Annotated in this window: 15 protein-coding genes; 12 read left to right on the top strand and 3 right to left on the bottom strand. The window is 70.3% G+C overall.

Annotated features, from left to right (window positions below; translation table 11 throughout):
• Window positions 1-43 precede the first annotated feature (43 nt).
• Window positions 44-1,045, top strand: coding sequence for a ParB/RepB/Spo0J family partition protein (locus SM757_RS10195; protein ID WP_066335071.1), 1,002 nt, complete (start codon window positions 44-46; stop codon window positions 1,043-1,045).
• A gap of 802 nt (window positions 1,046-1,847) precedes the next feature.
• Here the strand turns inward: SM757_RS10195 and SM757_RS10190 are convergent.
• Both SM757_RS10190 and SM757_RS10185 read right to left on the bottom strand, forming a co-directional pair.
• Window positions 1,848-3,650: a tyrosine-type recombinase/integrase gene (locus tag SM757_RS10190; protein ID WP_322465374.1), complete on the bottom strand. Its 1,803-nt coding sequence runs from the start codon at window positions 3,648-3,650 to the stop codon at window positions 1,848-1,850.
• 141 nt (window positions 3,651-3,791) lie between these two features.
• Window positions 3,792-5,069 carry a phospholipase D-like domain-containing protein gene (locus SM757_RS10185; protein WP_322465373.1) on the bottom strand — a complete coding sequence of 426 codons (1,278 nt, stop codon included), beginning with the start codon at window positions 5,067-5,069 and terminating at the stop codon, window positions 3,792-3,794.
• Between the two features lie 227 nt (window positions 5,070-5,296).
• On the opposite strand from SM757_RS10185, the gene SM757_RS10180 reads away from it, so the two are divergent.
• Entirely contained in the window at window positions 5,297-6,037 is a 741-nt protein-coding gene (locus SM757_RS10180; RefSeq protein WP_322465372.1) for a YtxH domain-containing protein, read from the top strand.
• A 159-nt stretch (window positions 6,038-6,196) separates the two neighbouring features.
• Here the strand turns inward: SM757_RS10180 and SM757_RS10175 are convergent, their stop codons facing one another.
• Window positions 6,197-7,300: an alpha/beta fold hydrolase gene (locus SM757_RS10175; RefSeq protein ID WP_322465371.1), complete on the bottom strand. Its 1,104-nt coding sequence runs from the start codon at window positions 7,298-7,300 to the stop codon at window positions 6,197-6,199.
• 175 nt (window positions 7,301-7,475) lie between these two features.
• Here SM757_RS10175 and SM757_RS10170 point away from each other — a divergent pair, with 175 nt between their 5' ends.
• The 10 genes from SM757_RS10170 to SM757_RS10125 form a co-directional block, all read left to right on the top strand.
• Window positions 7,476-7,820 (top strand): hypothetical protein, encoded by a 345-nt coding sequence (locus tag SM757_RS10170; protein WP_066335054.1) that lies wholly within the window; start codon window positions 7,476-7,478, stop codon window positions 7,818-7,820.
• A gap of 124 nt (window positions 7,821-7,944) precedes the next feature.
• Window positions 7,945-9,342 (top strand): hypothetical protein, encoded by a 1,398-nt coding sequence (locus SM757_RS10165; protein ID WP_322465370.1) that lies wholly within the window; start codon window positions 7,945-7,947, stop codon window positions 9,340-9,342.
• A 132-nt stretch (window positions 9,343-9,474) separates the two neighbouring features.
• Window positions 9,475-9,954, top strand: coding sequence for a hypothetical protein (locus SM757_RS10160; RefSeq protein WP_322465369.1), 480 nt, complete (start codon window positions 9,475-9,477; stop codon window positions 9,952-9,954).
• 692 nt (window positions 9,955-10,646) lie between these two features.
• Window positions 10,647-12,200 carry a methyl-accepting chemotaxis protein gene (locus SM757_RS10155; RefSeq protein ID WP_322465368.1) on the top strand — a complete coding sequence of 518 codons (1,554 nt, stop codon included), beginning with the start codon at window positions 10,647-10,649 and terminating at the stop codon, window positions 12,198-12,200.
• A gap of 113 nt (window positions 12,201-12,313) precedes the next feature.
• Window positions 12,314-13,561, top strand: a complete 1,248-nt coding sequence (locus SM757_RS10150; protein ID WP_322465367.1) for a nucleoside recognition domain-containing protein — start codon at window positions 12,314-12,316, stop codon at window positions 13,559-13,561.
• 95 nt (window positions 13,562-13,656) lie between these two features.
• Window positions 13,657-15,846 (top strand): 1,4-alpha-glucan branching protein GlgB, encoded by a 2,190-nt coding sequence (gene glgB / locus SM757_RS10145; RefSeq protein ID WP_322465366.1) that lies wholly within the window; start codon window positions 13,657-13,659, stop codon window positions 15,844-15,846.
• A complete protein-coding gene (gene glgX, locus SM757_RS10140; RefSeq protein WP_322465365.1) occupies window positions 15,843-17,918 on the top strand; it encodes a glycogen debranching protein GlgX in 2,076 nt (691 codons plus the stop codon). Before glgB ends, glgX begins: the two co-directional genes overlap by 4 nt.
• A 190-nt stretch (window positions 17,919-18,108) precedes the next feature.
• Window positions 18,109-19,368 (top strand): glucose-1-phosphate adenylyltransferase, encoded by a 1,260-nt coding sequence (gene glgC / locus SM757_RS10135; protein ID WP_322465364.1) that lies wholly within the window; start codon window positions 18,109-18,111, stop codon window positions 19,366-19,368.
• Window positions 19,368-20,819: a glycogen synthase GlgA gene (gene glgA / locus SM757_RS10130; protein ID WP_322465363.1), complete on the top strand. Its 1,452-nt coding sequence runs from the start codon at window positions 19,368-19,370 to the stop codon at window positions 20,817-20,819. The genes glgC and glgA overlap by 1 nt, the downstream gene beginning before the upstream one ends.
• A 47-nt stretch (window positions 20,820-20,866) precedes the next feature.
• The coding region (locus SM757_RS10125; RefSeq protein WP_322465362.1) for a glycogen/starch/alpha-glucan phosphorylase at window positions 20,867-23,418 on the top strand (2,552 nt) is incomplete at its 3' end.

The following is a 23,418-nucleotide window of genomic DNA, read 5'->3' as shown; positions in this document are numbered from 1 at the left end:
CCGATAACGACACCCCAAGATTCAAGACCTTCAGGAGCGCCTCATGAGCAGCATAGGCAAGCGGCTTTTGGCCACCACGGCGGACATTGCCGCCTCCATAGAGGCGCGCAGCGCGCAGGGCGAGGCGGGCAAGCCGCCGCTGCCGCGCACGGCGCCGGGGCAGATGCTGGCCGCGCGCAGCGAGATGCTGGCCATGCAGGGCGAGCTGCAGGCGCTGCGCGACAAGCTGAAGTCCTTCGACGGCTCGCTGCCCACGGTGAAGCTGGACCCGGCGCTGGTGGACACCACGCGCTGGGCCAACCGCCACGCCACGGCGTTCACGACGGCGGCGTTCGCGCGGCTGAAGTCCAGCATCGAGCTCGCCGGAGGCAACACGCAGCCCATCCTGGTTCGCTGCTGCGAGACGGCCGGGCGCTACGAGATCGTCTTTGGCCACCGCCGCCACCGCGCCTGCCTGGAGCTGGGCTTGCCGGTGCTGGCGGTGGTCTGGGACGGCGAGATGCCGGACCTGGACCTGTTCCTGTCCATGGACCGCGAGAACCGCGAGCGCGAGGACCCGTCCGCCTACGAGCAGGGCATCACCTACCTGGCCGCGCTGGACGCCGGACTGTTTCCCTCGCAACGCCGCCTGGCCGAAGCCATCGGCGTGAGCCACACCTGGGTGCGCAAGGCCACGCAGGTGGCGCAGTTGCCCGCGGCCATCGTCGAGACCTTCGAGACGCCGCTGGACATACAGCCACGCCACGCGGAAGAGATCACGCAGTCGCTGGACCAGGACCGCAAGGCCGTGCTGCGCCGCGCCGAGCGCGTGCGCCAGATGACGCGCCGACCAAGCCCGGGCCAGATCGTGGCCCACCTCACGGGGCGGGTGGCGGAAAAGACGGCACCCGAGAAATTCCACGCGGGCGGGCGCCTGGCCGGCGTGTGGAAGCGCGACAGCCGCGGCCGCGCCGTGATCACGCTGGAGGCGCACGCGGCCGACGACGCCTTCATGGACGAGCTCTCCGACATCGTCATGAAGATGCTCAACCGCCCGCGCGGCTGAGCCAACTCGCCGGCCGCGCCGGGAGGCGCCAGGCTTGGCCGCGGCCGGCGGTGGAAACCTGGTTTCCACCGCTGCGCTGGACAACTCCCACCGGCGCGCCGACGTGGCGCGCTTTCACAACGGCGCCGCGGCGCACCGGCTGCGGTGCAGGGTGGGGCGGCCCAAACCCGTTCATATACAGGCAGCCCGTGCGCGCCAGCGGTCCAGGCACGGTGTTTTGAGGCTCATGTGAGGACGCTTGTGATGCTCCATGCCTGCGTGGCGTTTGAGCGTCTAACCGGCAGTGCGTATGGCCTGCGGGCCTGCACGGGGCGCTGAAGTGGCGGCCGGGCGCCCGGGAACCGGGTTTGGCTGCGGCGAAGAGGGCGGTCGTGCCTGGCTTGGACGCAGTTCTGGAGGCGTCCACGGTGCGGTGCAGTGCTCATGTGAGCTTCTCTGTGATTCTTGAGTCGAAGCGCAGCCCACGTTGCGAAGCGGGATCGCTAGGCCCCCGCCTGGCATTGCCTTCGTGCTCATCTGTAGGAGGCCCGCTCGCGGGCCGAAGGGTCTCCTGGCCGCGGTTCGGTCCGCGAGCGGGCCTGCTACAAGCTGGGCTGTATGTTCCTAAAAGCCGCTTGCGCGCCAACATTTCCGGCAAACGGCGCTGCAAAACACCGTTGCCAAAGCGCCGTCAGGCCAAGGCCTCTTCTGTCGGACGCGAGGAACGTATCGACGCGCGTCTTTGCCTCTGTCCCGCCACGCGTGGAAACCTGGTTTCCACGCGTGGGCTGCCATCCGCGATCCATCGGTCCTTGCCGCCCGTTCACTCCCCGAAGGCCTTCTCCATCCCGTCCTGCAGCCGCTGCAGTTGCGCCTTGGCATAGCGCATGGTGGTGCGCGGGTCGGCGTGGCCGAGCTGCGCCTGCACCACTTCCAGCGGCGCGCCGCGCTCCAGCGCCCGCGTGCCGCAGGTGTGGCGCAGCCAGTGCACGGACGACTTGTCAGCGCTGCGGCGCTGCGCGTCCGTCAGCGGCGCCCAGCGCAGCGCCCGCCGCAGCCAGCCCCGCACGGTCTCGTACAGCGAGCGGTAGCCTATGGGCGCCAGCGCATCGTCCAGGCTGGCCACCAGCGGCGCCTCTTCCGGCGCGCGCTCCAGGGGGGGGAGCCCGCGTGCCGCCAGGTAACCCGCCAACGAGCGCAGCGCCTGCGTGGGCACCGCGGCAATGCGCTTCTTGGCTCCCTTGCCCTGCACCTGCATGGCCCAACGCCCGCCCACGGGCCGCAAGTCCGACAGTCTCGCCGACACCAGCTCGCTCGCGCGCAGCCCCGTGGCCTCGGTAAAACGCAGCAAAAACAGCATGCGTTCGCGCGAAGGTGAGCTTGGTTGTGATTCGATCCAGCCCACCAGCGCCGCCCAAACCGCGGGTTCGAAGGCCCGCGTGTCCAGCGCATGCTGCGCCGCGTCGTCGCCCGTGCGCCGGTTCACCAGTTCCCAGGGGTTGTGGATAAGGTAGCCGCCCTTGACCAGCCAGGCGAAGAGGCTGGCCACGATGACGACCGCCTGCCGCCGGCTGGCCAGCGTGAGCTGCCCCGCGAAAGGCGCCCAGCCCGGCTCCATGGGGGCGGCGCGCCGCCGCGAGATCCATCGGTCGGGCACATGCTCCAGAAACGTCATGTAGGCCAGGCAGTCCTGCGCCGTGAGCGCCGAGAACGATTTGTTGATCTCCACGGCCGCCCACAGCCGCAGCCGCAGCGCCTCGCGCCGGTAGGTCAGCGCCGTGGCCTGGCTGCCGGCACGCGCCGCCACCCACTGCTCCACGGCCTCGGCATCGCTGCCGGCGGTGATGGCCACGCCGGCAAAGGCGGCACGGTTGGGCCCGGAAGGGGGTTGCAGCGCGAGGTCGAAGTGCGGGCGCTGGTCCACTCCCGCTGCCAAGGCGCGGCCCGCCGCCGAAGGCGTGGCCCACGCATCCGCCACGGGCGCCAGCGCCGTGCCCGCGCCGGGCAGCAGTTGGCGCAGGTAGCTCTCTATGCGGCGAGCCTTGGTTTCGCCGATGGCGGGGACGGCGCGCCACCAGCGCCCGCCGCGCGCCACAGCCTGCCGCAGGTCCTGCAGCAGCAAAAAACCGTTGGCTTGCAGCCGCTGCGCCAGGCGAGGGTCGAACCACAGCGCGATGGCGTCCGTGGGCTGCGGCGCCTCCGAGGCGACCTGCTCCAGCGCGCGCAGCGCCTCGATCTGCCGCTGGCGCAGCCGCTGGTTGCGCGCTGCACGCCGCTCGGCCGGAAAAGCCTGGCGGTAAAGCTCCTGCAACTCGGCCTCGCTCCAATCCTCCAGCCCGTTGGCGGCGGCCCAATCGGCCAGGGCAGGGTGCTCATCACCCTCCATGCCGCGTATGACCAGCCCAACCAGCCGCCAGCGCGCATCCCCCGCGCGCCGCGCCATGGAGCGCAGCCGCTGCACCACGGCCCTGTGCGCGGCCATCGCCGCATTGCCATGCTCTATGCCCAGGTAGCGCTGCGCCGAGGCCTGTACGGACAGCCCGTCCGCCACCGCCCGCAGGTGCGCGAAGTGATGCGGCCCCATGCGGCGCAGGCAAGTGCTTGTGGCGTCGGACTTCGTGGGCATGGCGGCAGGCGGGGACAGTAATCGGCGATAAAAATCATACCTTCGATTACTGCCGTTATAGGAGATGCAAAAAGCCGCCTCGCGGCGGCTTGGTGGCGTATCGGCGGGTTGGAGAAAGGCCGCTGCCGGCGATTCAGGCGTTCAAAGCTGTTCCTTGAGCAGGTGACAGGCGCGGTCCAGCAGCCGGTGGCCGCAGCTGCGGCGCTGCCAGGTGGCCAGGTCCAGCTCGTCGCACTCGCGCATGTCGGACTCGAAGATCTCTTCCAGCCGCTGCGCCAGGCCCTGGTCCAGCAGGCCCAGCGTGATCTCGTCGTTGATTTCGAAGCTGCGGTCGTCGAAGTTGCTGGAACCAATGGCGCACCAGGCGCCGTCCATGGTCAGCACCTTCTGGTGCAGCAGCGTGTGCGGAAACTCGAAGATCCGCACGCCCGCGCGCAGCAGGCGCTCGAAGTTGTGGTGAGCCGCATGCTGGACGATGGGCATGTCCGAGGCGTCGGCGGAAGGGACCATCACGCGCACGTCCACGCCGCGCTCCACCGCGGCGGCCAGCGCCTTGATGGCCTTGTCCTGCGGCAGGAAGTACGGGTTCTGAATCCACAGCCGCCGACGCGCCATGCACAGGATCAGGTGGTGCAGGATCTTCACCGCCGGCGCCGCCCGCTCCGGCTTGGCGCGGGCCACGTGCATCGTGATGTCGCCCGCGCGCTGCAGCGGGGGGAACACGTCCTCGCCCACGAACAGCTCGCCGCACTCGGCCACCCAGTTCTCGCTGAAGGCCGACTGCACCGCGTGCACGCCGGGGCCGCGCAGCCGCAGGCCGATGTCGTGAAAGGGCGGCTTTTCCTTCATGCCCTCGTACAGCCAGTGGTCCACGATGCAGTGGCCGCCCACCAGCGCCACGCGCCCGTCGGCGATGCAGGCCTTGCGGTGGTCGCGCCGGTTGAGCACGCCCAGGTTGTGCAGGCGCGGTGCGTGGTAGCGGACGATGCGGCAGCCGGACTCCTGCATGAGCCGGCTGGCCGCCTCGCCCATGTCGTTGCAGCCGCGCGCATCCAGCAGCACGCGCACCTGCACGCCGGCGCGGGCGCGGGCGGCCAGCGCCGCGGCCAGCCGCGCCCCCAGGCGGCCTTCCTTCCAAAGAAACGTCTCGAAGTGCAGCGACTGTCGCGCCGCCGCAATCTCCTCGAACAGCGCTTCGAAGAAGGCGCCGTTTTCCAGCAGCTCCACGGCGTTGCCCGGCATGAGCGTGGAGTGCGTGAGGCCGCTGACCGAGGGCAGCATCTCGTGCAGCGGCTGGTCGCAGGCCAGCGTCAGCTCCGGGTCCCGGTGCCGCTTGATGGACCAGATGGCAATCCCCAGCAGCACCACCAGCACCAGCAGCGCCAGTGCCATTGTCAAAAGCGTGTCGGGTTCCAGCATGTGCGCGATTTGGGCACGCGTACCGTGCGCTGGCGATACCGCGCCGCAGCGGGGGGCGGTTGCCCCCCACGGACGTCAGTCCAGGTGGACCGGACGATCGCTGCGGGCGGCCGGCAGAGGCCGAGCCGGGAGCTCCACCGGGTGGACCCGGGGGAGCGGGAACGTCGGTTGCACCCAAGGCGGCAGGAGCCGGCATTTGCCGGGTTCCATCGCAAAGGAGGTTGACGATGAAAAACGCATGGACGGCCCTGGGGGCCCTGGCCGCGGGCGCGGCTGCGATGTACCTGACCGACCCCGAGCAGGGCGCCCGTCGGCGCGCGGACCTGCGCCAACGCTTTGCTACGGCCACCGACGACGCGCTGGACAACCTGCAAAGCGCGGGCGACCAGGCCACGGACCGCCTGCAAGGTGCCGCGCAGGACGGCCGCGGCCTGCTGCGCGACATCCTGACGCGTGTGCAGGACCTGGCCGAGCAGGGCCGGCTCAACAGCCGCCAGGCGCTCAACCGCGTGGACGACATCGCCCGCGACGCGCGCAACGAGTCCTCGAACCGCTGGCATGAGGGCTACGTGCCGGAGTCGCGCCGCTCCGGTGGCGGCGGCGGGCTGCTGCTGGCCGTCAGCGGCATCGTGGTGGGCGCGGCCGCGATTTACCTGCTCAAGACGGAGTCCGGCCGCCAGCGCCTGGCCGGCGTGCGCGAGCAGGCCAGGCAGCTCAAGGACCAGCTCGGCCAGCAACTGACCGAGCGCAAGGAGCAGATCAGCCAGCAACTGAGCCAGCGCAAGGAGCAACTGGCCCAGCGTTTCGGCAAGCACGAGGATTCGGCCACGGCGGGCAGCGAAGCGGACGATGCGGCCTACTCGGCGCCCGCATCCCGTGAGTCCACCACCACGCCGGCACTGGCCAACGGCAACCGGCCGGCCACGGGCTCGTCGTCGGAGCTGCAGGGCGGCGGCGGGTGGCACTGAGCTGACGGCGCACGGCCGCGCGCCTGAGGCGGGCGGCCGTGCGTGGGGATATGGCGAATTAGGGGGCGCGGCGCGTCAGCCTCGGGCTGGCGTGCGCACCCCCTTCTTGTGCCGTACGGCACCTCCCTTTGACGGTTTTGCCTCCTGCCGCTTTGGCGCCTACCTTGCCGTCATTTCCCGCACCCAATCCAGCACCCTGGGCCAAATTTCCCGGTGCGCGCTCTGGCCGATGAGCGCGCCTATGTGCTGCAGCGACACGCCCACGTCGCCCCCGTAATGCAGCACCAGGGGCTGCGGGCTGGCCGTGGCCTGCACGAAGCCCGTCACCGACGCGGCCGGGACGACGCGGCTGCGCAGGTCGGCAATGGCGGCCAGGGGCACGCGCACGTCGCGCGGCGACACTGCCTGTCCGCCCACCACCAGCGTGCCCTTCATGAATTGGTCCTCGCGGTACAGCGCGTCGCTGACCTGCGCCACCAGCGGGCCGGGCAGCGGCAGCTCCTGCAGCGTCCAGCGCAGGGCCAGCAGGTGGCGCCGCCAGGCCTGCGGTCCGCTCAGGGCGGCGGCCCAGGCGTCCTGGCGCGATTCGGTGATGAATTCGTCCGGCGAGGCCAGGCTGGCGCCCAAGCTCACCAGGCTGCCCGGCACGTGCGTGAAGCCCTGGGCATAGCCCGGCGGCAGCGAATGCACCAGGGGCCCAAGCGCCCCGGTGGCCTCCCCGAAGCACAGCGGCGACTCCACCAGCACCAGCGAGGCCGGCCCCTGCGGATGCCGCGCCGCATACAGCGCCGACAAGGTGCCGCCCAGGGAGTGGCCCAGCAGGTGCGGGCGCCCTCCGGTGGCGGCGGCGACGCGCTGGGCCATGCGGGCGACGGCGTCCACGTGCTCGTCCAGGCCCCAGTGCGCGGGCGCGGACGTCCACTGCAGCAGGTGCACGGCGCAACCCCGCGCCAGCGCCGCGCGCACGACGCTGCACTGCGGCGCCAGGTCCCAGATCCAGTGCGCCTTGATGGGCGCGGGAACGATCAGCAAGGCCGGTCCTTCGCCGCCGCCGTCGTAGCGCAGCAGCTTCAAGCCCGGCTCTTCGTGCAGCACGCGGCTGGGCGCGGGCTGCGGCCCCAGCCCCAGGCGGTCCATGTGGGCGCCGGCGGCCAGGCGCAGCGCGTCCAGCCGTTTGAACAGGCTGCCCAGCTCAGCGTAGGCAAGCGGTGCGGCAAGAGAGCCGGTGAGAGGCGCGGCAAGGGCGTTGGGCAAGGCAGTCATGGCGAGGATGGTGGCGACAGCGGGCAGTGAATGGGGTCGCTGCCGCGGGGCAAGCCCCGTTCCGCGGCCTTGGGGCCGCTGGCCGGGCGGGCAGCCGGCGGCCCGGGGCGGTGCGCTCGCACGTTCCGGGGGGGACAACGCAGGGGCGGGCCTGCGGATTGCAAGAGCTGTGCATATGAGCAGTACCCAAAAACACAAACCCATTGCCCGCGTTCCTGAGCTTTCCTTTGGGGAGATCGAGTGGCCTGAGCGCGCCGAGCTGCGCCAGCGGCTGCGCGGCCTGCAGCGCCACCCGCTGCCGCAGGACCCGGATGCCGTTCCCCTGCGCATAGGCGTCGAGGACGCCTATGGCGACCTGGCCCACGTCATAGAAACCACGCGGCTGAGCGAGGCCGTGCGCGTGTTTGAAACCTTGTCCGACCTGGGACTGGTGCCCGGCCACGGCCGCTGCCGCGCCAGCGACGGGCGCACGCTGATGCGCACCTACCGCCCACCCACGGCCGTGGCGCAGCGCGGCTGAACCTTGCGCGCGGCAAGCCGGCCAAGGCTGGGGACATCCCAACCCGTGCCCGGCAGGCGCCGCCCAAAGCGCCGCGAGGCTGCCCCGTGACCAGTGGCGGCGCGGCAGCGCCAACAATGGCCGCATGACGCCGGACTGCCTCCCCCCGCTGCTGCTTGAAGCCCTGCGCGCCGCGCCGCGCCCCTACCGCATGCCGCCGCTGCCGGCCGACGTGCGGGCGGCGCGGGAGGCCGGCGTGGACGCGGCGCTGGCCTTCGCGCTGGAGCAGGCGTGCATGGCGGCCGACGCCGGCCGCGCCGCGCCGCAGGCCGTGCGCGAGCTCTTCCTGTGGGCGCTGGCCGAGGTGATACGCACGGCGCTGCGCGCCGAGGGTGGCGATCCGGCTTTCCAGGCTCAGGCCCTGCGCGCCCGCACGCCGGACGTCGAAACCTATGCCGCGCTGCAGGCGCAGGCCAAGGCGGACACGCGCGCCGTGCGCGCCGCCGTGTCGGCCATCGCCCACCCGGCCCGCCTGGAGCGGCTGCCGCCTTCGGCCGCGCGCGAGGCGTTAAGGCCGCTGTACGGCCTGGTCCAGGCCGGCGACTGGGCGGCGCTGGCCCACGCCGCCCAGTCGCTGGCGCAACATCCGCCGGCCTGGCCGGACGCACCGGACGCACGTGATGCGCCTGACCTTGCCGCCGCTTTGCCTGCCTTGGCGGCGCTGCCCGCCTTGCAGCGCCTGCGCCAGGGCGTCGCGCTGCTGGCGCTGGACAGCGTGCAGCGCTACCGCGCGCTGTGTGGCCAGCGCGGCCCGCAGGCCGGCAGCCAGGCCGCCGCGGCCACGGGCCGCGCCGCGGCGCGCTTGGGCGCGGCGGCCGAAGACGCCACCGTGCAGGCTTTCGGCGAGGTGGCCACGCTGCTCAACCGCCAGCCGGGGGAGGCCGGCGCCTACAGCGTCGCCCAGGGCCTGCATACGCCGGGGAGCCTGGCGGGCGACGTGCAGGGCGCCAAGGACGAATGGGATGTGGCGCTGCTGCGCGCCGCGCCAGGCGCCGATGCGCTGGACGTGGTGCTGCTGGCCGAAGTCAAGGCCTGCGCCGCCGCTGCCACCACCGACTTGCCGCGGCTGCGGCGCGGCCTGCGGCGTCTGGCGCTGGCGGCCGAGGACCAGCGCCATGCCTTTGCCGGCGCTGCCGGCGAGGTGTGGCTCAGCGGCCGCTCCCTGCGGCAGTTGCAGCCGCCGCCGGCCGGCCTGCCGCCGCGCGCCCTTTATTGCTGCACGGCGCCGGCCGAGGCGGCGCCGCGCTGGCTGGACGCGGCCGCCAAGGCCGTGCTGCTGGCCGAGCCCGCCAGCCTGGGCTTTGCCGCGGCGCTGTCCAGCGGCGCCCAAGCGCACGAGCAGGCGCTGGCGCCGGCCTGGGAGGCGCTTTTCACGGTGCCGCGGCTGCGTACGGCGTTGGCGCAGTACGGGCTGGCCCGGGACGCGCGCGAGGCCATGCTGCATCCGCGTGACCTGTTGGCCGCCTTGGCCGAGCGGGCTTGAGCGGGCCGGGCGCCCACCGCACTTTTTTGGGCCGGGCCCTTAAGTGTTTCGTCATTGTGTCGATGAGGGGCCGCTGCCCGCCTCCAGCCGGGGCGGGCTTGGACAACGAAAACGGAATTCGTCGGATTGCGCATGTCCCGAGGGTTGGTTCGAAACGCGCTGCTGGGCGCCTTGCTGGCGGTGGCCGCGCTGGGGGCGCGGGCCGACGTCTCGGAGGCGCGCTACACCTCGTTCGACGGCGAGGGGCATGCGCCCATCGCGGTGTCGGAGGTTCGCATCCTGGACAAGGAAGACCCGGCCGAGATGGAGCCCGTGGGCCTGATAGAGGCGCAGGGCCACAACGACTCGGACGTCGATGTGCTGGAGCAGGTCAATGGCCTGCGCCTGCCCGGGCCGCTGGCCATCTTCAATTCGAATGCGGTCCCGTCGGTCCAGGGTGCCGACGATGCCGGCCTGGCCCTGCACGCACTCAAGTCCGTAGCGGCCCGCCACGGCGTGCAGGCGCTGCTCATCATCGAATCCGAGCGCGCGCAGATCCGCAGGGACGTGGTCGGCCACCGCCTCGTGGCCAAGGCTTTCCGGCGCAAGGCGCGGCGCGACAAGTTGTCCTGAGCCGCGAGCGCCTGCGCCGCGGGACGGTTCCGTCCGAAGCCTCCGTTTTCCCACGGTTGCCTCCGCACCGTGCATTCCTGCCGCTTCAAGACGCTCTTTGAAGCCAGGCAGTGAGCCTGTCACGCATTTTGCTTACGCCATGTTGCGTGTCATCAAAGCGACAAAAGAACTCACGTGCTTGTGTTGGCCCTCGCAAGGTCTGCCTTCACGCACAGGTGATGTTTCTTTTGTCAGCGTGCCGTCAGATATATCTTCTTGATCAGTCGTGAATTTCTGGCGACATTGATGACTATTTTGCGCCGATATATGGTTTTCACTGACTAAGAGGTATTTGCCGATGATGATTAGGCAAAACAAAATCACCGCTTCAGATGACGCGGGTGTAATTTTTGATCCAATTTCAATTCGAATTCAAGAATTTTTTGATAACTCTCAACCTGGCGTTTTCGCTGGTCAGGGAAGGGACGAGTAAATTCTCCTGCCCGTGAAGATCGAGAGTTGAATTACTCCGATTCTGTGCGCAACCCTGCCGCCTTTTTATTCCTGATCGGTAAATTGTCGGCCGATTGGGAAGCGCAGCCAGGTTAATTGTGATGCACGGGGATTGAAGTGGAATTTTCTTGTATCGATGGCGGAGCCCCCATCTTTCTTCGCCTGCCGAAAATTTAAAGCGTTGCCTGCATAGGATTGCCATGAGAACCAACCTTTCCGTGACCGGCCGTGAATACCCGCTGCCTGCCGATGTGACGCTGATGTCCACGACCGACGTGGAAAGCCGTATCAGCTACGCCAATGCCGCCTTCATACAGGCTGCCGGGTTCGACCATGACGAGCTGATGGGCCAGCCGCACAACTTGGTGCGCCACCCCGACATGCCCGGCGCGGCCTTTGCCGACATGTGGGACACGCTCAAGGCCGGGTTGTCCTGGACGGCGCCGGTCAAGAACCGGCGCAAGAACGGCGACCACTACTGGGTGCTGGCCAACGCCACGCCCATGCGCCGCAACGGGCGCGTGGTGGGCTACATGTCGGTGCGCACGCCGGCCACGCCGGAGCAGGTGCGCGCGGCCGAGACCTTGTATGCCGACCTGCGCGAGGACCGCGCCAACGGGCGCCGCGTGCACCGCGGGCTGGTGGTGCGCACGGGCTGGCGCAAGCCGCTGTCGCTGTTCCAGCTCATGTCGCTGCGCGTGCGCGTGGCCCTTGGGCTGGGCGCCACCGGCGCCGTGGCCGCGGTGCCGGCGCTGCTGGCGGCCTCCACGCCGCTGCAATGGGCGGGCGTGGTGGGTGCGTGGCTCGTGGCGGTGCTGTTGGGCAGCCTGTTCCTCGGCCAGCAGATCGTGTCGCCGGTGCAGCGCATTCTGGATCACGCCAACCGCGTGGCCAGCGGCGAGGCCGGACCGGGGCTGGCGTTCAACCGGATCGACGAGATCGGCCTGCTCATGCGCGCGGTCAACCAGGCCGGGCTGAACCTGCGCGCGCTGGTGGACGACGTGGCCGAGCAGACCCACGGCGTGGCCTCGGCCAGCCGCCAGATCGCCTCCGGCAGCATCGACCTCAGCGGCCGCACGGAGCAGACCGCGGCCAGCCTGCAGGAGACGGCCGCTTCCATGCACCAGATCACGCAGACCGTGCAGCAGAACTCGGCCACGTCCGACCAGGCGCGCACCCTGGCCGAGCAGGCCTCCGAGGCGGCCTCCAAGGGTGGTGCGGTCATGCACGAGGTGCGTGCGCAGATGGGCGACATCCAGTCGCACAGCGCGCGCATTGCCGACATCAGCGGCGTGATCGACGGCATCGCCTTCCAGACCAACATCCTCGCGCTCAACGCCGCGGTGGAAGCCGCCCGCGCGGGCGAGGCCGGGCGCGGCTTTGCCGTGGTGGCCTCCGAGGTGCGCGCCCTGGCGCAGCGCTCGGCCACGGCCGCACGCGAGATCAAGTCGCTCATAGAGGAATCCGTGCAGCGCGTGGACGCGGGCAACAAGCACGTGGCGCAGGCCGGCGAGACCATCCAGCACATCATCGACCAGGTGCGCCACGTCACCTCGCTGGTGTCGGAGATCTCGCAAGCCTCGCAGCAGCAGGGCGAGGGCGTGGCGCAGGTGCACATGGCCATCGCCGAGCTGGACGACACCACCCAGCGCAATGCCGCACTGGTGGAGGAGAGCGCAGCCGCCGCGAAATCGCTGGACCGCCGCGCGCAGCGCCTGGCCGACGCCATCAGCGTCTACCGCGCCGCGAGCTGACGGGACGCCGCACCGCGCGCGCCGCCGCCATGGCGCGTGGCGGCAGGCGTGCGTGAAGCGTCGCGTATGCTGCGCCGCCTTTCGTAGAACAGCCTGCCGCGCCTGCCGTACCGATGATCCTCAACCACGTCTGGGTCGCCTTCATCCTCCTGGGCTTCGGCGCGGCGCTGGTGCAGCTGGCGCTGGGCGACGTGGGCGTGTTCGGCCGCGTCATGGCTGGCATCTTCGACACGGCCAAGACGGGCTTCGACATCTCGCTGGGCCTGGTGGGGGTGATGAGCTTGTGGCTGGGCGTGATGCGCATAGGCGAGCAGGCCGGGGTGATCCAGCTCTTCGCCCGCGCCCTGGCCCCCTTCTTCGACCGCCTCTTCCCCGGCGTGCCCCGCGGCCACCCGGCCGCCGGCAGCATGGTCATGAACTTCAGCGCCAACATGCTTGGGCTGGACAACGCGGCCACGCCGCTGGGCCTGAAGGCCATGCGCGAGCTGCAGGCGCTCAACCCGCGCAAGGACACGGCCAGCGACGCCATGGTGACCTTCCTGGTGCTCAACACCGCCGGCATCACGCTCATCCCCACGTCGGTCATCGCGCTGCGCCAGGCCATCGCCGTCGAGCAGGGTTTTACGGGCTTCAACGGCGCGGACATCTTCCTGCCCACGCTGCTGGCCACCTTCATCTCCTTCACGGCGGGGCTGGTGGCGGTGGCGGCTTGGCAGCGCATCAATTTGCTGTGCGCGCCGGTGCTGCTGTTCTTCGCCGGCTTCATGGGGCTCACGGGCGCGCTGTACGCGTGGCTGAGCACCTATCCGCCCGCGCGCATGGCGGAGCTGGTGGGACTCTTGGGCAGCGGGGCGGTGGTGTCGGTGATCGCCCTGTTCGTGGCCGCGGGGGCCTGGCGGCGCATCAACGTCTACGAGTGCTTCGTCGAGGGCGCGCGCGAGGGGTTTGACGTGGCGGTGCGCATCATTCCCTACCTCATCGCCATGCTGGTGGCCATCTCCATCTTCCGCACCACGGGCGGCATGGACGCGCTGATCCGGCTCATCGCCGCCGCCGTGGCCGCACTGGGGCTGGACACCCGTTTTGTTCCGGCGCTGCCCGTGGGCCTGATGAAGACGCTCTCCGGCAGCGGCGCGCGCGGGCTGATGGTGGACGTGCTCAAGACCTACGGCGTGAACTCCTTCGAGGGCCGGCTGGCGTCCATCATCCAGGGCTCGACCGAGACCACCTTCTATGTGCTGGCCGTGTACTTCGGCAGCGTGGACATCAGGAAGACGCGCCACGCGCTGGCCTGCGGGCTGATCGCGGACGCGGTGGGGCTGGTGGGCGCCGTCGCCGTGGGCTACGCCTTCTACCGCTGAAGCTGCGCCGGGCCGCGGCGCAGGGCGCTGCCGCCGCCAGTTACAGTGACCGCAGGCCGCCAGGCCGCTGCCGTCCAACCAGAAGGAACCCCCGGATGCTCCCCGCCGCCACCGTCCAGTCCCTCATGCGCGCCGACCATGGCGACCCCTTTGCCGTGCTGGGCCTGCAGGGGCCGGATGAGGACGGCGCCTGGTGGTTGCGCGCGCTCCTGCCCGGCGCGCAGCGCGTGTGGGCCGTGGCCGCAGAGGACGGGCGGGCGCTGGCCGAGCTGCAGCGCATTCCCGGCAGTGAGCTGTTCGAGGGCACGGTGGTGGGGCCGACGGAGCGCTTTGCCTACCGCTGGCGCGTGGACTGGGGCTCGGCGCAGTCCGAGCTGGACGACCCCTACCGCTTCGCGCCGCTGTTGGGCGAGCTGGACCTGTGGCTGCTGGCCGAGGGCACGCACCAGCGGCCCTTCCAGGCGCTGGGCGCGCATCCCGTGGTGGTGGATGGCGTGCAGGGCGTGCGCTTTGCCGTGTGGGCGCCCAACGCGCGCCGCGTGTCGGTGGTGGGCGAGTTCAACCACTGGGACGGCCGCCGCCACCCCATGCGGCTGCGCCGCGAGTGCGGCGTGTGGGAGCTCTTCATCCCGGCCGTGGCCGAGGGCGCGCTCTACAAGTTCGAGCTGCTGGATGCGCAAGGCGCGGTCGTGCTGCGCGCCGACCCCTACGCCTTCGCCGCCGAGCTGCGCCCGGGCACGGCCTCGCGCGTGGCCGCGCCGCCGCCGGCCGCGCCCGTCTCACCCGCGCGCGCCGCGGCCAATGCCTTCGACGCGCCCATGAGCATCTACGAGGTGCACCTGGGCTCTTGGCGCCGCGCCGACGGCGGGCGCTGGCTCACCTACCGCGAGCTGGCCCGCGAGCTCGTTCCCTACGCCGCCGGACTGGGGTTCACGCACCTGGAGCTGCTGCCGGTGCACGAGCACCCCTTCGACGGCTCCTGGGGCTACCAGCCCACGGGGCTGTACGCGCCCACCTCGCGCTTCGGCTCGCCGCAGGACTTCAAGTTCTTCGTGGACGCCGCGCACGAGGCGGGGCTGGGCGTGATCCTGGACTGGGTGCCGGGCCACTTCCCCACCGACGCCTTTGCGCTGGCGCGCTTCGACGGCACGCACCTCTTCGAGCACGCCGACCCGCGCGAGGGCTTCCATCCCGACTGGAACACGCTCATCTACAACTTCGGCCGCGCCGAGGTCAGCAATTTCCTGATCGGCAACGCCCTGTACTGGCTGGAGCGCTTCGGCGTGGACGGGCTGCGCGTGGACGCCGTGGCCTCCATGCTCTACCGCGACTACAGCCGTGCCCAAGGGGAGTGGCTGCCCAACCGCCACGGCGGGCGCGAGAACCTGGAAGCCGTGGAGTTCCTGCGCCGCATGAACCACGTGGTGGGCACCGAGCGGCCGGGCGCCGTGACCATCGCCGAGGAGTCCACCGCCTGGCCGGGCGTGAGCCGCCCGCCGGGCGGCGACGCCCTGCACGGCCTGGGCTTTCACTACAAGTGGAACATGGGCTGGATGCACGACACCCTGAGCTACCTCGGCCGCGAGAGCGTGCACAGGCCCTGGCACCACGACCAGTTGCGCTTCGGCTTCATGTACGCGTGGAACGAGAATTTCATATTGCCGCTCTCGCACGACGAAGTGGTGCACGGCAAGCGCTCCCTGCTGGGCCGCATGCCGGGCGACGACTGGCAGCGATTCGCCAACCTGCGCGCGGGCTACGGCTGGATGTGGGCGCACCCGGGCAAGAAGCTGCTGTTCATGGGCGGCGAGATCGCCCAGGAGCGCGAGTGGAATTTCGAAGGCAGCCTGGACTGGCACCTGCTGGAGCACGGCCCCAATGCCGCGCGCCACGCCGGCGTGCAGCGCCTGGTGCGCGACCTCAACGCCGTGGTCCGCCACTTCGGCGCACTGCACCGGCGTGACGTGGACCCCTGCGGCTTCGAGTGGATTCGCCACCACGACAAGGAGCACGCCGTCTTCGCCTTCCAGCGCCGGGACGACCAGGGCGGCGTGGTGGTGGCGGTGGCCAACTTCACGCCCGTGGTCCGCCACGGCTGGCGCCTGGGCGTGCCCTGTGCGGGCACCTGGCGCGAGGTCATCAACACCGACCTGGCCGTCTACGGCGGCAGCGGCGTGGCCAACGGCGAGCGCGTGGCCGAGGCCGTGCCCTGCGACGGGCTGCCGTTTTCCATCGCCATGGACATCGCGCCGCTGGCCACGCAACTGTGGGCGCCCGCGCCGTGAGCCCGCCCGCCTGCACCCCGCCCGCGCTGGGCGCGGGCCGGCCCTGGCCCTTGGGCGCCACGCCGACTGAAGGCGGCGTGAACTTCGCCGTGGTCGCGCCGGACGCGACGGGCGTCGAGCTGTGCCTGTTTGACGACCAAGGCTGCACCGAGCTGGTGCGGCTGGCGCTGCCCGCCAACACCCACGGCATCTGGCACGGATGCCTGCCCGGCGCCGGCGTGGGCCTGGTCTACGGGCTGCGGGTCCATGGGCCCTGGAGCCTGGCGCACGGCCACCGCTTCAACCCGGCCAAGGTGCTGCTGGACCCCTACGCGCGCGAAGTCGTCGGCCGCTACGACGGCAGCGACCTTTTTCTGGGGCACGACCCCGCGCATCCCCACCGGCCGGACGGGCGTGACAACGCCGCCGTGGCGCTCAAGGCGCGCGTGGTGGCCGAGCCGCCGCCCGTGGCCGACGGCGCGCACGTGCACGTGGCGCCGGCCGACGCCGTGCTTTACGAGCTGCACGTGCGCGGCGCCACCATGCGCCACCCCGGGGTGCCGGCCGAGCTGCGCGGCAGCTACCTGGGCGTGTCGCATCCGGCCTTCGTCGATCACCTGCGCCGCTTGGGCGTGACCACGCTGAGCCTCATGCCGCTGGCGCACCGCGCCGACGAGGCGCGGCTGCTCAAGCTTGGGCTGTCCAACTACTGGGGCTACAGCCCCATCGCCTGGTTCGCGCCGGAGGCGCGCTACGCCAGCGCGCGGGCCGGCGCGAGCGCACTGGCCGAGTGCCGCGAGATGGTCGATGCGCTGCACGCCGCGGGCTTCGAAGTGCTGGTGGACGTGGTGTTCAACCACAGCGCCGAGCTGGACGAGCACGGCCCAACGCTGAGCCTGCGCGGCATCGCCAATCGCCTCTACCACCACCTGCGGCCGGGCGACGCGGCGCATTACGAGAACTGGAGCGGCTGCGGCAACGTGCTCAACCTGGCCGAACCGTCGGTGCTGCGCCTGGTGATGGACGCGCTGCGATGGTGGGTGCGGCACATGGGGGTGGACGGCTTCCGCTTCGACCTCGCGCCCGCGTTGGGCCGCGACGCACAAGGCTTTTCACCGCACGCCGCGTTCTTCGCCGCCGTGGCGCAGGACCCGGTGCTCTCGCGCGTCAAGTTGATTGCAGAGCCCTGGGACATTGGGCCGGGCGGCTACCGGCTGGGCCAGTTCCCCGCGCCGTGGCAGGAGTGGAACGACCGCTTTCGCGACGGCGCGCGTGCCTGGTGGCTCACCAGCGGCGTGGCGCGCGGCGGCTTCGTGCACGCGCTGGCCGGCTCCAGCGAGGTGTTCCGCCACGGTGCGCGCGGGCCGCTGGCCGGCGTCAATTTCATGACGGCGCACGACGGGTTCAACCTGCGTGATCTGGTGAGTTACCGCCAGCGCCACAACTTGGCCAACGGCGAGCACAACCGCGACGGCCACGCGCACAACCTCAGCACCAATGCGGGCGTGGAAGGCGAGAGCGACGACCCCGCCGTGCTGGCGCTGCGGCTGCGGCTGCGCCGCGCGCTGCTGGCCACGCTGGCGCTGTCGCTGGGCACGCCCATGCTGCTGGCCGGCGACGAGATCGGCCACAGCCAGCGCGGCAACAACAACGCCTACTGCCAGGACAATGACATCACCTGGCTGGACTGGGAACACGCCGAAGCCGGCCTGGCCGACTACGTGGCCCGCTGCCTGGCCCTGCGCCGCCGCCACGCGCGGCTGCGGCAGGACCGCTGGCTCAGCGACACCGAAGTGTGCTGGCTGCACCCGGACGGCGACGCGCTCTCGCCGCAGGACTGGGAGCGCGTGGACAAGCGCGCCTTTGCCGCATGGCTGCCGGACGGCGGCGCGGGCTGCGAGCTGCTGCTGCTGTTCAACCCCGACACCACGCCGCACCGCTTCACCTTGCCGGCCGCCGAGGGCGGGCCCTGGCGCCTGGTGCTGCGCAGCGACGTGGACCTGATCGCCTCCGTGCTGGGCGAAGACTGCGTGCTGCCCGCGCACTGCCTGTGGGTGGCCGAGCGCGGCGGTGCTCACACCTTGTTGGCTTGACGCAATAGGGCCTGCCGGGGCACGCCCCACAATGGCGCATACTGGGCTGACGGACCGGCTGGTGGCCTGCGCAACGACGGCACGAAGCTTGCGAACCATCGGCCAGGGACAGGTCCAGTCCCCTGCCGCCTCGGCGGTAACTCCATTACAACTGGACATCAGCAGTATGAGGACCGAGGTGACAAGTTCCATGGACCGGCCGCTGCATTCGGCCCAACTGGTGCGCAAGACGATTGCGCTGGTGCTCGCGGGCGGACGAGGCTCGCGGCTCAAGCAGCTCACCGACCGCCGCGCCAAGCCCGCGGTCTATTTCGGGGGCAAGTTCCGCATCATCGACTTTGCGCTGTCCAACTGCATCAACTCCGGCATACGGCGCATCGGCGTGATCACGCAGTACAAGTCGCACTCGCTGCTGCGCCACCTGCAGCGCGGCTGGAGTTTCTTGCGCGGCGAGATGAACGAGATGCTGGACCTCATGCCCGCGCAGCAGCGCGTCAACGAGGAGTACTGGTACCGCGGCACGGCCGACGCGGTCTATCAGAACCTGGACATCATCATCTCGGGCAAGCCCGAGTACATCGTGGTGCTGGCAGGGGACCACATCTACAAGATGGACTACTCCATCATGCTGCGCGATCACGTCGCCAGCGGCGCGGGCTGCACCGTGGGCTGCATAGAAGTGCCCAAGGAAGAGGCCAGCGCCTTCGGCGTGATGGCGGTGGATGGCGAGCGGCGCATCACCAGCTTCGTCGAAAAGCCCCAGGACCCGCCCACCATGCCCGGCAGCGAGACCACCTCGCTGGCCAGCATGGGCATCTACATCTTCAACGCCGACTACCTGTACCGGCTGCTGGAGGAGGAGATGGCCAGGCCCGAGTCCAGCCTGGACTTCGGCAAGGACATCATCCCGCGCACCGTGGCCGAGGGCCGCGCGCTGGCGCACCCCTTCTCCATGAGTTGTGTTCGCAACCGCGGCAGCGGCGAGCCCTACTGGCGCGACGTGGGCACGATCGACGCCTTCTTCGACGCCAACCTTGACTTGTCCCGCATCTCGCCGGAGCTCGACATCTACGACGAGGACTGGCCCATCTCGACCTACCAGCGCCAGTTGCCGCCGGCCAAGTTCATCCCCGACAACGACGGGCACCACGGCCTGACCGTCAACACCATGGTCTCCGGCGGCTGCATCATCAGCGGCTCGCACCTGAGCAACTCGGTGCTGTTCTCCAACGTGCGCATCCACTCCTTCTGCCACGTCGACGAGGCGGTGATTCTCCCTGGCGTGACGGTGGAGCGTGGTTGCGTGCTCAAGCGGGTGGTGATCGACCGCGGCTGCGTCATCCCAGCCGGCATGGTGATTGGCGAGGACGCGGCGCTGGACGCCGAGCGCTTCGAGCGCAGCGAGGGCGGCGTGGTGCTGGTCACGCGCGAGATGTTGGCGCGGCTGTGATGCGGGTACTGCAAGTCAGCGCCGAGATCTTTCCCCTGCTCAAGACCGGCGGGCTGGCGGACGTCGCCGGCGCGCTGCCCGGCGCCCTGGCGCGTGCCGGTGCCGAGGTCCGCGTGCTGCTGCCGGGCTTCCCGGCACTGCTGCAGGGTTTAAGCAACGCCGCCACCGTGGCGGAGTTCCACGCGCCCTGGGGCGAGCCGGCGCGGTTGCTGTTCGGACAGTTGCCAGCGCTGGACGGGCTGCCGGCCTACGTGGTGGACGCTCCCGCGCTCTACGACCGCCCCGGCAACCCCTACCAGCAGGACGACGGCTGGCCCTATGCCGACAACCACCGGCGCTTCGCGCTGCTGGGCTTTGCCGCGGCGCGGCTGGCCGAAGGGCTGGACGGCTGGTGGGCGCCGCAGGTCGTCCACAGCCATGACTGGCACGCCGCGCTGGCCAATGCCTACATCGCGCTGAGCCCGCACTGGCCGCCCGTGCGCACGGTCTATACCGTGCACAACCTGGCCTACCAGGGCTTGTGTGCGCCGCAGCATCTGGCGGAGTTGGGCTTGCCGCCTTCGGCCTTCGGGGTGGAGGGCGTGGAGTTCCACGGCCAGATCTCGTTCATGAAGGCGGGGCTGTTCTACGCGGACCACGTCACCACGGTGAGCCCAAGCTACGCGCGCGAGATTCAGACGCCGGAGCAGGGCTGCGGGCTGGAGGGCCTGCTGCGCTGGCGCGCCTCGCAGGGGCAGCTTTCCGGCATCCTCAACGGCGTGGACCGCGCCGTGTGGGACCCGGCCGCCGACCTCAACATTGCCCGCCGTTACGACGCGTCCAAGATGGCCGGCAAGGCGCATTGCCGCACCGCGCTGCAAAAGGAAATGGGCCTGGAGGTGCGGCCCGGCCCGGTGTTCGGCATGGTCAGCCGCCTGGCCGAGCAAAAGGGCTTGCCGCTGCTGGTGGCGCTGCTGCCGGAGCTGGTCAAGCGCGGCGGGCAGCTCGTCACGCTGGGGTCGGGCGACGCGGCCATCGAGGCCGCGTTGCGCGAGGCCGCGGCGGCACACCCGGAGGCCGTGGCCATACGCGTGGGCTACGACGAGGCGCTGGCGCACCGCATCTTCGCCGGCAGCGACGTCATCCTCGTGCCCTCGCTGTACGAGCCCTGCGGGCTCACGCAGCTCTACGGCCTGCGCTACGGCGCGCTGCCGCTGGTGCGGCGCGTGGGTGGCCTGGCCGACACGGTGGTGGACTGCTCGCTGGAGAACCTCGCCGAGTACAAAGCCACGGGCTTCGTGTTCGAGACCTTCGATGCCGGGGACATGCTGCGTGCACTTCGACGCGCGTTTGCGCTATTTGCGCGGCAAAGCGACTGGAAAACCGTACAGAAGAGGGCGATGGCGCAACACTTCGGGTGGGACGACGCGGCCGAGCAGTACCTGGCCCTGTACCGTGCGCTCGCCGCCTAGCTCTCCAACCTCAAGCCATACCAACGGATCAGCCGGGAGATCAGGCGATGAGCCTCGACGATTTCACCTACGACCACCCTGACCAGGACGTCGCGTTCTTCAAGCGCGCCATAGCCAACAAGCTGATCTACGCCGTGGGCAAGGACCCGGTGGCTGCGCGCAAGGAGGACTGGCTGCATGCCGTGGCCCTGGCCGTGCGCGACCAGCTCGTGGAGCGCTGGATGCGCACCACCCGCGCGCAATACCAGCAGGACGTCAAGCGCGCCTACTACCTCTCGGCCGAGTTCCTGGTGGGCCGCACCTTCACCAACGCCCTGTTGGCGCTGGAGGTCATGGCGCCCATCAAGCAGGCGCTGGCCGACTTCGAGGTGGACTTCGACAGCCTGGCCGACCTGGAGCCCGACGCCGCGCTGGGCAACGGGGGCTTGGGCCGGCTGGCGGCGTGCTTCCTGGACAGCATGGCCACGCTGGGCGTGCCGGGCTTCGGCTACGGCATCCGCTACGAATACGGCATGTTCCGCCAGACCATCGTCGACGGCCGCCAGGTGGAGGTGCCGGACTATTGGCTCTCGCACGGCAATCCCTGGGAGTTTCCGCGGCCCGAGGTGCGCTACCGCGTGTGCTTCGGCGGCCACGTGGAAGGGCAGGGCATGCAGCGCCGCTGGGTGCCCAGCGAGGACGTCGAGGCCATGGCCTACGACACCATCATCCCCGGCTACGGCACGCAGGCCACCAACACGCTGCGGCTGTGGCGCGCGCTGGCCACGGAGGAGATGAACCTCTCCGCCTTCAACCAGGGCAACTACTTCGCCGCCGTGGAGCGCAAGAACCACAGCGAGAACGTCTCGCGCGTGCTCTACCCGGACGACAGCACGCCCTCCGGCCGCGAGCTGCGCCTGCGCCAGGAGTACTTCTTCTGCAGCGCCAGCCTGCAGGACCTCGTGCACCGCTTCCTGCGCTCGCACAAGGATTTCAATCTGCTGCCCGACAAGGTCAGCATCCACCTGAACGACACCCACCCGGTGCTGGCCGTGCCGGAGCTCATGCGGCTGCTGGTGGACGAGCACGGCATTCCGTGGGCGGCGGCCTGGGACCTCACGCGGCGCATCTTCAGCTACACCAACCACACGCTGATGCACGAGGCGCTGGAGACCTGGCCGGTGGCCATGCTGGGCCGCGTGCTGCCGCGGCACCTGCAGATCATCTTCGACATCAACGCCGAGTTCCTCAAGCGCGTGACCGAGGCGCACGGGCACGACGTGGAGCTGCTGCGCCGGGTGTCGCTCATCGACGAATCCGGCGAGCGCCGCGTGCGCATGGCTTACGTTGCCGTGGTGGCCAGCCACAGCGTCAACGGCGTGTCGCAACTGCACTCCGACCTGATGCAGCAAAGCATCTTCGCGGACTTTGCCCGGTTGTGGCCGCAACGCTTCAACAACAAGACCAACGGCATCACGCCGCGGCGCTGGCTGGCGCAGGCCAACCCGCGCCTGGCCGCGCTGCTGGACGGCCGCCTGGGCCGCGGCTGGCGGCGCGAGCTGGACCAGCTCGGCGTGCTGCGCAAGATGGCCGAGCAGCCCGCCTTTGTCCAGGCCTTTGCGCTGGCCAAGCGCCACAACAAGGAGCGGCTGGCGCAGTGGATCGCCACGCACCTGCCGCAGTTGAAGCTGGAGCTGGACCCGGACGCGCTCTTCGACGTGCAGGTCAAGCGCATCCACGAGTACAAGCGCCAGTTGCTCAACCTCTTGGGCGTGATCACGCGCTACCACCGCATGGTGGACGAGCCGGAGCGCGACTGGGTGCCGCGCGTGGTGATCTTCGCGGGCAAGGCGGCCAGCGCCTACCACGTGGCCAAGCAGATCATCCACTTGGCCAACGACGTGGCGCGCATCATCAATGCCGACCCGCGCACGCGCGGCCGGCTCAAGGTGGTGTTCCTGCCCAACTACTCGGTGAGCCTGGCCGAGGTGATCATCCCCGCCGCCGATCTCTCCGAGCAGATCTCGACCGCCGGCACCGAGGCCTCCGGCACCGGCAACATGAAGTTCGCGCTCAACGGCGCGCTGACGATCGGCACGCTGGACGGCGCCAACATCGAGATCCAGCAGAACGTGGGCGAGGACAACATCTTCATTTTCGGCAACACCACGGCCGAGGTGCAGGCGCTGCGCGCGCGCGGCTACCACCCGCGCGAGTTCTACGAAGGCGATGCCGAGCTCAAGCGCGCGCTGGACGCGCTGCGCGACGGCGACTTCAGCCCCGAGGAGCCCGGCCGCTACCGCCAGCTCTTCGACACGCTGGTGAACTGGGGCGACCACTACATGCTGCTGGCCGACTACCGCAGCTACATGGACGCGCAGGACAAGGTGGACGCGCTCTACCGCGACCGCGATGCCTGGACGCGCAAGGCCATCCTCAACGTCGCCGGCATGGGGCCGTTCTCGTCGGACCGCACCATTGCCGAGTACGCGCGCGAGATCTGGAAGACGACGCCGGTGAGGTTGCCCATGGGCAAGGCCGGCGGCAAGGACGGTCAGGTGCCGGGTGGCACGCCCGGTGCGGCCGCAACCGGGACGGAGTCGGTGACGGCGGTGGAGAC

The organism is Azohydromonas lata (assembly GCF_034427735.1).
Taxonomy (GTDB): Bacteria; Pseudomonadota; Gammaproteobacteria; order Burkholderiales; family Burkholderiaceae_C; genus Azohydromonas; species Azohydromonas lata.
The sequence above is the reverse complement of the archived record's forward strand: the minus strand, read 5'-3'. Positions and strand labels throughout refer to the sequence as shown.